Annotated in this window: 9 protein-coding genes and 1 pseudogene; 4 read left to right on the forward strand and 6 right to left on the reverse strand. The window is 61.8% G+C overall.

Going from position 1 to position 8,113, the window contains the following annotated elements:
- Nucleotides 1-277: 277 nt before the first annotated feature.
- Nucleotides 278-889 (reverse strand): hypothetical protein, encoded by a 612-nt coding sequence (locus AUJ55_06150; protein OIO57738.1) that lies wholly within the window; start codon nt 887-889, stop codon nt 278-280.
- Between the two features lie 90 nt (nt 890-979).
- On the opposite strand from AUJ55_06150, the gene AUJ55_06155 reads away from it, so the two are divergent.
- The 4 genes from AUJ55_06155 to AUJ55_06170 all read left to right on the forward strand — a co-directional run bounded on the left by AUJ55_06155 (nt 980) and on the right by AUJ55_06170 (nt 4,136).
- Nucleotides 980-1,303: a hypothetical protein gene (locus AUJ55_06155; GenBank protein OIO57739.1), complete on the forward strand. Its 324-nt coding sequence runs from the start codon at nt 980-982 to the stop codon at nt 1,301-1,303.
- A gap of 165 nt (nt 1,304-1,468) precedes the next feature.
- Nucleotides 1,469-1,792: a hypothetical protein gene (locus tag AUJ55_06160; protein ID OIO57740.1), complete on the forward strand. Its 324-nt coding sequence runs from the start codon at nt 1,469-1,471 to the stop codon at nt 1,790-1,792.
- Nucleotides 1,793-1,807: 15 nt separating this feature from the next.
- Nucleotides 1,808-2,707 (forward strand): Fe-S cluster assembly protein NifU, encoded by a 900-nt coding sequence (locus tag AUJ55_06165; GenBank protein ID OIO57741.1) that lies wholly within the window; start codon nt 1,808-1,810, stop codon nt 2,705-2,707.
- A 211-nt stretch (nt 2,708-2,918) separates the two neighbouring features.
- Nucleotides 2,919-4,136 (forward strand): cysteine desulfurase NifS, encoded by a 1,218-nt coding sequence (locus AUJ55_06170; GenBank protein ID OIO57742.1) that lies wholly within the window; start codon nt 2,919-2,921, stop codon nt 4,134-4,136.
- A gap of 340 nt (nt 4,137-4,476) precedes the next feature.
- On the opposite strand, the gene AUJ55_06175 is transcribed toward AUJ55_06170, so the two are convergent.
- The 5 genes and pseudogenes from AUJ55_06175 to AUJ55_06195 all read right to left on the reverse strand — a co-directional run bounded on the left by AUJ55_06175 (nt 4,477) and on the right by AUJ55_06195 (nt 8,113).
- Nucleotides 4,477-4,869 carry a histidine kinase gene (locus tag AUJ55_06175; GenBank protein OIO57743.1) on the reverse strand — a complete coding sequence of 131 codons (393 nt, stop codon included), beginning with the start codon at nt 4,867-4,869 and terminating at the stop codon, nt 4,477-4,479.
- A 2-nt stretch (nt 4,870-4,871) separates the two neighbouring features.
- Nucleotides 4,872-5,207 carry a transcriptional regulator gene (locus AUJ55_06180; GenBank protein ID OIO57744.1) on the reverse strand — a complete coding sequence of 112 codons (336 nt, stop codon included), beginning with the start codon at nt 5,205-5,207 and terminating at the stop codon, nt 4,872-4,874.
- On the reverse strand, nt 5,204-6,724 hold the full coding sequence (locus AUJ55_06185; GenBank protein OIO57745.1) for a hypothetical protein: 1,521 nt from the start codon (nt 6,722-6,724) through the stop codon (nt 5,204-5,206). Before AUJ55_06185 ends, AUJ55_06180 begins: the two co-directional genes overlap by 4 nt.
- 1 nt (nt 6,725) lies before the next feature.
- Entirely contained in the window at nt 6,726-7,571 is an 846-nt protein-coding gene (locus AUJ55_06190) for a hypothetical protein (GenBank protein ID OIO57746.1), read from the reverse strand.
- Nucleotides 7,572-7,842: 271 nt separating this feature from the next.
- Nucleotides 7,843-8,113 (reverse strand): annotated as a pseudogene (locus AUJ55_06195) (hypothetical protein).

An 8,113-nucleotide genomic window follows, 5' to 3' on the forward strand; every position in this document is an offset into this window, starting at 1 on the left:
GCCCTCGGCGCGATTGCGTTTGAGGCAATGCGGTAGGAGCGCCGCCCTCGGCGCGATTGCGTTTGAGGCAATGCGGTAGAAGCCAAAGCTCTGCTGATGTTGCAAGCGAAGCAAAAACGACGATTTTTGCGAAGCGTGCTGATTCAAGGCAGGAGGCCTTTAATCAGCGTTTCCCTAGCGGGCGACCCACGCGGTGGTGTCGGCAACATCCTGGATCTCGGAGGGTTGGGTGTTCATGGCGGCGCTCCTCAATGGCGATTCGGGGTTTTTCGGCGTTTCAGCGATCTTCCGGCCACCCCTCGACCGCTTCGATGGCATCGCGTTCGGCGCTGCCGATCAGCTTCAAGGCATGGCCCCGCACATCGGCGGGCCATGCCGTCAACAGCGGTGCGATCCCCCCGAAATCCCCGGCAAAAAGTTTGCGGCAGACCTCCTCGAAGTTCGGCAGATTGCCTCCCATGGCATCCAAAAAGCGGTAGGCCGCCTCCTGGGATTTGCGGGCCTGCTCCTTGGCGACCCCCGCCTTGCGCGCCTGCTCCACCAATTTACGCAGGGTCACCGAGGCCCCCCCCGGTTGCTCGCTCAGCCATTGCCAATGGCGGGGAAGCAGGGTGATCTCTTTGGCCACCACCCCCAGCTTGGGGCGGCCCCGCTTGGGGGGCTCCTCCCCCTCGGCGGGGTCGGGTTGGGGCAGGCGGGCCAAGACCTCCTCGGCGCTGCCGCGCAGGTCGACCTCGACGGTGCGGCCCGAGGCGTCGTCGAAAATCAGAATCGATGCCTCGGGATCGTGGGCTCGGACGGCGCGGGCCTGCAACGCCACGGTGGGTAGATCGCCTTGGCCGATCAGGGTGGTGCCCGCAAAGGCGGTGAGTTGTTGAGGGTGTGACATGGGTGCTCCCGGCTGAAAAAGTAAGATTTAATGGCTGTATTATTACCAGTATAAAAAACATCTCAATACACAAGATAAAAAGATGTCGTTATGCCCCCAAACATTTGGGCGCTCTCGAAGGATGTCGCCATCAAGCATCTGTTGTTGATCCTCACCGAGCGTCTGGGGCCCGAGGGCTTCGTGCTCCCCGTTCCCGATCCGGATCCCGCCGATGCAGTGCGTTTGCTCAGCCCCTGCGATCCTCGACTGACCGCCTACCTCTATACCTATGGGCAGGAGGAGGGGCGGTATGGACTGCATTTGGAGTATCCGCCGGGGGAGGGGGGGCTGACGTTGCGGGAAGCGCGGGAGGGGGTTGAGTTCGATCGAGCGCTGGAGTGGTTGGTGGTGCATCTGAGGGTTGATGGCGACTGAACAAGGGGACGGGGCTGTCAGTTCCCGATCTTGTTTGTCGGGTATGGTCGCAATTGCGACAAAGACAAAAACGACGCAATTGATTGAAAAACAACAACTTCTCGATATGGCACGCCCCCTGCGATAAGGGGCGATCCGTTTCGCACGCCACGAGGAGAACCCGCCATGATCCAACTGACCGACAAAGCCATCTCCGCCGTTTCCACCTTCATCAAGGGCTCCCCCAACCCCAATGCCGGGCTGCGCATCATGATTTCCGGCGGCGGTTGCTCCGGTTTTCAGTACGGCCTGAGCCTGGAGGACGAACCGGGCAGCAAAGACACGGTGCTCGAATTCGGCGCGGTGAAGGTCTTCATCGACCCCGACACCACCCCCTTCATCCAGGGAACCACGGTCGACTTCACCGACGGCATGGAGGGCTCCGGCTTCAAGTTCGAAAACCCCAACGCCAAGTCTTCCTGCGGCTGCGGCAAGTCGTTTTCTTGCTAAGGGGGGATTGAGGCTATGTGGGAATACTCCGAGAAAGTCCAAGAACACTTCTTCAACCCCCAGAACGCCGGGGTCCTCGATGGGGCCAACGGGGTGGGGGAGGTCGGTTCGATTTCGTGCGGCGATGCCTTGCGCTTGATGATCAAGGTCGATCCCGAGACCGACGTGATTCAGGACGCCCGCTTTCAAACCTTTGGTTGCGGCTCGGCCATCGCCTCCTCTTCGGCCCTGACCGAGATCATCAAGGGCAAGACGGTCGAAGAGGCGCTCAAGGTGACCAACCAAGACATCGCCGACTACCTCGACGGCCTACCCCCCGAAAAGATGCATTGCTCGGTGATGGGGCGCGAAGCGCTGCACGCTGCGGTCGCCAACTACAAGGGTGAGGCGTGGAGCGACGATCACGAGGAGGGGGCGCTGATCTGCAAATGTTTCGGGATCGACGCCGGCATGATCGAAGAGGTCATCCGCGAGAACAATCTGACCACCCTGGAGCAGGTCACCTTCTACACCAAGGCGGGGGGAGGCTGCGCCACCTGTCATGAGGGGATCGAGGAGGTGTTGCAGGCGGTGCTGGGCAAGGCCCCAGCGGCGGCGACCCCGGCGGCACAACCGGTGCAAATTCAAGTCGCCCCCGCCCCGGCTCCTGCCGCAAAACGGCCCCGTACCTCGCTGGAGCGGATCAAGATCATCGAGCAGACCCTGGAGGAAATTCGTCCCCAGCTGCGGCGCGACCACGGCGATGTGGAATTGATCGAGGTCGAGGGCAAGAAGGTCTTCGTCCACATGACCGGCGCCTGCGCAGGCTGCTCCATGGCCTCGGCCACCCTGGAGGGGATCCAGGTCAAACTGATTGCCGCTCTGGGCGAGATGGTGCAGGTGGTTCCGGCCGCGGCGCTGGCGATGCGGGGCTGACCCGGCATCCCGTCGGCGTCCCTCCCCCTGACAGGGGGAGGATAGGTGGGGGTTCGGCGGTCCAACCGGGGTAGCCGTTCGATGGGAAGGTTGCCCCACCCGGCGTACCCATGTTGAGCCTCGTCAGAGGGGCCAAAGCGAAGGCGGCTTCTTCTGGATGAATCACCTTCCGCTTTCATGAACTCATGCAATCAACCCAAGGGGCCATGCCATGAATCCCATCTACCTCGACAACAACGCCACCACCCGGGTCGCCCCCGAGGTGGTCGCGGCGATGCTCCCCTTTTTCACCGAGCAGTTCGGCAATCCTTCATCCCTGCACAGCTTCGGCGACAAGGTGGGACGGGCGCTGAAAAAGGCGCGGGGTCAGGTGCAGGCGCTGATCGGGGCCGAATACGACTCCGAAATCGTCTTCACCTCGTGCGGCACCGAGTCCGACACCACCGCCATCCTCTCGGCGCTGGAGGTCTTTCCCGAGCGCACCGAGATCGTCGTCAGCGTGGTGGAACACCCCGCCGTGCTGGAGCTGGGCAAATACCTTGAGAAAAAAGGGGTGACGGTCCATCGGCTTGGGGTCGACAAGCAGGGTCGCATCGATCTTGAGGGATACGCCGCGCTGCTGCGCGAGCGGGGGGGCAACATCGCCATCGTCTCGGTGATGTGGGCCAACAACGAAACCGGAACCCTCTTTCCGGTCGAGGCCATGGCGAGCATGGCCAAGCAGGCGGGGGTGCTCTTTCATACCGACGCGGTCCAGGCGGTCGGCAAGATCCCCATCGACCTGAAAAACAGCGACATCGACTTTCTGTCGATCTCGGGTCACAAGCTCCACGCCCCCAAGGGGATCGGCGTTCTTTACGCCCGGCGCGGGGTGAAATTCCGCCCCTTTTTGCGCGGCGGTCACCAAGAGCGGGGACGGCGCGCCGGGACCGAAAACGCCGCCGCCATCGTGGGGCTGGGCATCGCCTGCGAAATGGCGCAAGCGGCCATGGAGCACGAAAACACGGTGGTGAAAAAGCTGCGCGACAAGCTGGAGGCGGGGATTTTGGCCCAGGTGCCCAATGCCTTTGTCACCGGCGATGTCGAAAATCGCCTGCCCAACACCTGCAACATCGCCTTTGAATACATCGAGGGGGAGGCGATTTTGCTGCTGCTCAATAAGGTCGGGATCGCCGCTTCCAGCGGCTCGGCCTGCACCTCGGGTTCGCTGGAACCCAGCCACGTGATGCGGGCGATGCAGATCCCCTACACCGCAGCCCACGGCACGGTGCGCTTTTCGTTGTCGCGCGAGACCACCGACGAAGAGATCGAGCGCGTCATCGCTGCCGTCCCCCCCATCGTCGCCCAACTGCGCAAGTTGTCGCCCTATTGGGGTGAAAACGGACCGGTGGAGCAGACCGACCAGGCCTTTAAGCCGACCTATGCATGAGGACTCCCCCGCATCGTTTGGATGCGGGGGGGCTACCCTCATTAGGTGTGGGGTGGCGACGGTTATGGCAGAAGCGAAGCCGGTTTTCTTCAGCAAAGAAACGGTTGGGGCAACCGCCCAATGCTACCGTAGGAGGCGTCCCTGACGCCGATGCCTTTTGGGGCAGGCGGGGGTCGGGGTCGCAAGGTTTCTGCGCATTCGCGGTCGGGGACTGCTCCTACAAACCCAACCAACCCCAACCCCAACCTAGCCTATGCCTGAGGAAGGCGACCGCTGCCGCCGAAGCGATGCTGCGGTAAAAGCCGTTCAATCCTCGCATGCCCCCATTCAGGCTCGGCTGTTACTCCTCCAATTCCTCCACCAACGCCTCGATGATGTCGCTCATCGAGACAATCCCCACCAAATCGCCCCCCTCCAAAACCAACAGCCGCTTGACGTTGAAATTGGCCATCAATTGGGCGGCGTGGCGGATGTCGAGACCGGGGTGGACGCTCAGGGCCGGTTTGGCGCAGATGTCGTAGACATGCAGCAGGTCGATGTCCCCCTCCTGGGCGACGATCGCCTTGAGCAGGCTGGTGTAGGTGACGATGCCGTAGGCACCGGCGGGGCTCCCCTTGTCGACCACCAGGGAATTCACCCCGTGCCGACGCATGGTGGTCAGCGCCTCACGGGCAGGGGCCAGGGGGGCGATGGTGGCGACGTCGCGGCTCATGATGTCGGCGACCAATTTCATACTCAGATCTCCTCTTTAACCTGATCGACGAAGCGGTCGACTTGGTTCAAATCGATGCCGGTCAGATGTTCGATGGGGATGATGAAGGCGATGGTGTGGTCCTGATGCCCCTTCTTGATCGCCTTCAAAACATGGGTGGCCAGGGAGCGCTCCAGAACGAAGACCAGGAACGACTCCATCGCCTCGAAGGTGAGGCCGAGGAAGGTCTTTTTTTCCTGCAAACCCATCCCCTTGCCCTCAAGAATGGTGACCCCTCCGGCCCCCGCCTGGCGGCAGGTTTCGATCACCGCAGTTTCACGCTCCTGCGGGGCGATGCAGATCAGCACAGAGAATCTCATGATTTTTGACTCCTTGATTCGGGCTTAACGGTCCGCTCCGACAGAATGCCGTAGGCCATCACGGTGAGCATGGGGAAGAGCGAGGCAAAGGCGATCAAACCGAAACCGTCGACCAGGGGGCTGCGCCCCTCGATGTTGGTGGCAAGGCCGATCCCCAGGGCGGCCACCAAAGGGACGGTGACCGTCGAGGTGGTCACCCCTCCCGAATCGTAGGCAATGGGGACGATGTACCGGGGCGCCAGCCAGGTCAGGAGGATCACCCCCAGGTAGCCGACGATGAGGTAGTGGTGGATCGAGTCGCCCTGGACGATGCGGTAGCACCCCAGGGCGATCCCCACAGCCACTCCGAAGGCGACAAACACCCGCAAAACCAAGGGATGGATCCGCCCCTTGCTGACCTCGGAGGCCTTCAGGGCGATGGCGATCAAGGCGGGTTCGGCCATGGTGGTGGCAAAGCCGACCAGGAAGCCGAAGAGGTAGATCACCCACGGCTTCCCCCCCGCGGTGAGCTGGATCGCCATGGTCTCGCCGATGGGGAACAGCCCCATCTCAAGCCCAACGATGAAGGCGTAAAGCCCCAAAATCACCAGCCCAAAGCCGATGGCGACCTGTTTCAGACGAGGAATCGCCTTGCGCAAAATGCCGTATTGAAAAAAGGCGATGACCAACACGATGGGCAATATGTCTTTGACCACCCCGAGCAAATCCATGAGCAAGGTCAGCGGTGTCGCCGAGGATGCATCCTCGGTTTGCGGCCCATCGGGGGATGGGGACTGGATGGTGGCGGCGGCGGCGGCGGTCGTCCCGCCGTCCCCCGCATAAACAGCAATGCCGTAGAGCTGCACGAAGATCATCGGGGTGAGCGAGGCGAAGGCGATCAGGCCGAAGCCGTCGATCACCGGATTGCGCCCCTTAATCATGGTCGCCAGTCCGATCCCCAGTGCCGCCACCAGCGGCACCGTCACCGTCGAGGTGGTCACCCCCCCCGAATCGTAGGCAAGCCCCACAATCTGCGGTGGGGTCCAGAAGGTCACCAGCACCACCAGGATGTATCCGCCGATGATGTACCAGTGGATCGGGTGGCCGAGCAGGATGCGCAGCACCCCAAGCACGATGGCGCACCCCACCGAAACCGCCACCGTGACGCGCAGCCCCAGGGCGTCGATGCGCCCGGCGCTGATCGCCTGCGCCTTTTCGGCAATGGCGAGCAGGGCCGGTTCGGCGATGGTGGTGGCAAAGCCGATGAGGAAGGCAAAGAGCAACAGCCAACCCAGGGAACCCTTGCGGATGAAGTCGTAGGCGAGGTTCTCTCCGACCGGAAAAACCCCGAGCTCCAACCCCTGAATAAAGAGCGCCAGCCCCACCGCAACGATGAGCAGACCGCTGGCGATCGAGGTTAAGTTGGGGGGGAGTTGGCCGATGGCGAAGGCTTGAAACAGGGCGATCACCACCACGATGGGCAGCAGATCGCGCAGGGCGTCGCGCAGCCGGGTGAGGAAGTCTTTGAGGCCCTCCAAGTTATTCGGCCACGAGCCATTCGAGGCGAAATCCAGCCCCCTCGCCCTGGGTCAGGGTGCGGGTCAACTGGGGCAACACCGCTTTTAAAGCGGCGTCGGTTTGGAAGGGGGGACGGACCAAAGCCAGGCCACTGCCGACCAGCATGGCGGGGGTTTTGGGATCGCGCACCCAGAGCTCGCACAGCAGGATCTCTTTGATGCCTGTCCCCTTCAGGCCGCGATGAAAACGGGCGACCGCCTGGGCATCTTTCAGGGGGTACCACAAAGCGACGGTGGCGGTGGCCGCCTTACGCTGGATGGCTTGCAGCCCCGCCTGCATCGCCTCGAATTCTTTTTCTTGCTCGAAGGGGGGGTCGATCAGGATGAGGGTGCGCTTTTCGGACAGCGGCAGTAGTGCGCCGAGCGCCTCGAAACCGTCGCGCTGGTGGATGGCGACGCGGGAATCGCGCCCCATCGTCTGACGCAGCAGCGCCGCCTCTTCCGGGTGTTTTTCGATCAACAGCAGCCGGTCTTGAGGGCGCAGCAGATGGGCTGCCAGCCAGGGGGAGCCGGGGTAGAGGGTCGGCCCGCTCCCTGGTTCGGGTTGGGCCGCTTTCACCGCCCCGAGGTATTCGGCCAGCGCCCCCTGGGGGGAGCGTTCGCGCCACAAGCGGTCGATCCCGCTGCGCCACTCCCCGGTTTTGCCCGCCTGCTCGCTGCGCAGGTCGTACATCCCCGACCCGGCATGGGTGTCGAGGTAGGCAAAGGGTTTGTCTTTGCGCTTGAACCCTTGGATGAGCTGGGTCAGCACCAGATGTTTGAGCACATCGGCGAAGTTTCCGGCGTGGTAGGCGTGGCGGTAATTCATGAACGACTCGGGCGGCGAGAAAAGTGGAATATCGGCATTGGATCTCACGCTCACGTCACTACTAAGCGACGTCAAAGAAGTTTTAATCCCTTTTTTTTCAGGTCTGCTTTTTGATCGCACATTGGAAAGCCTAGATGCTGTCCACCGTCAGTCTTAATCCCTTTTTTTTCAGGTCTGCTTTTTGATCTCCAGGGATGTGCGTAATAATACTCATGGTCTTAGTCTTAATCCCTTGTAACTATTCAGCCCCTCCCATCCCCCCGGTTTTTCCCTACGGGTTTTCTTTCATAAAGAGGGGTTGGTTACCTTCGAAGAGGAGGGTCAGGGCTGGGGTGGGACCGATGCCGTGTTTGCGGCAGGTCGACAGGTAGCTGCGGATGCGGCAGAAGATATCGGCGCCCTCTTTGGAGCGGAAGCATCCTGAGATTTTCTGGTGCAGCTTGACCATACGGATGTCGTTTTCACCCTGGTTGTTGGTGAAGGGAACCAGCGGATTGTCGATGAACCGTAGGACGTCGTCCTCGAAATTGCGCAGTCGTTCG

Source organism: Proteobacteria bacterium CG1_02_64_396, assembly GCA_001872725.1.
Classification (GTDB): domain Bacteria; phylum Pseudomonadota; class MNWR01; order CG1-02-64-396; family CG1-02-64-396; genus CG1-02-64-396.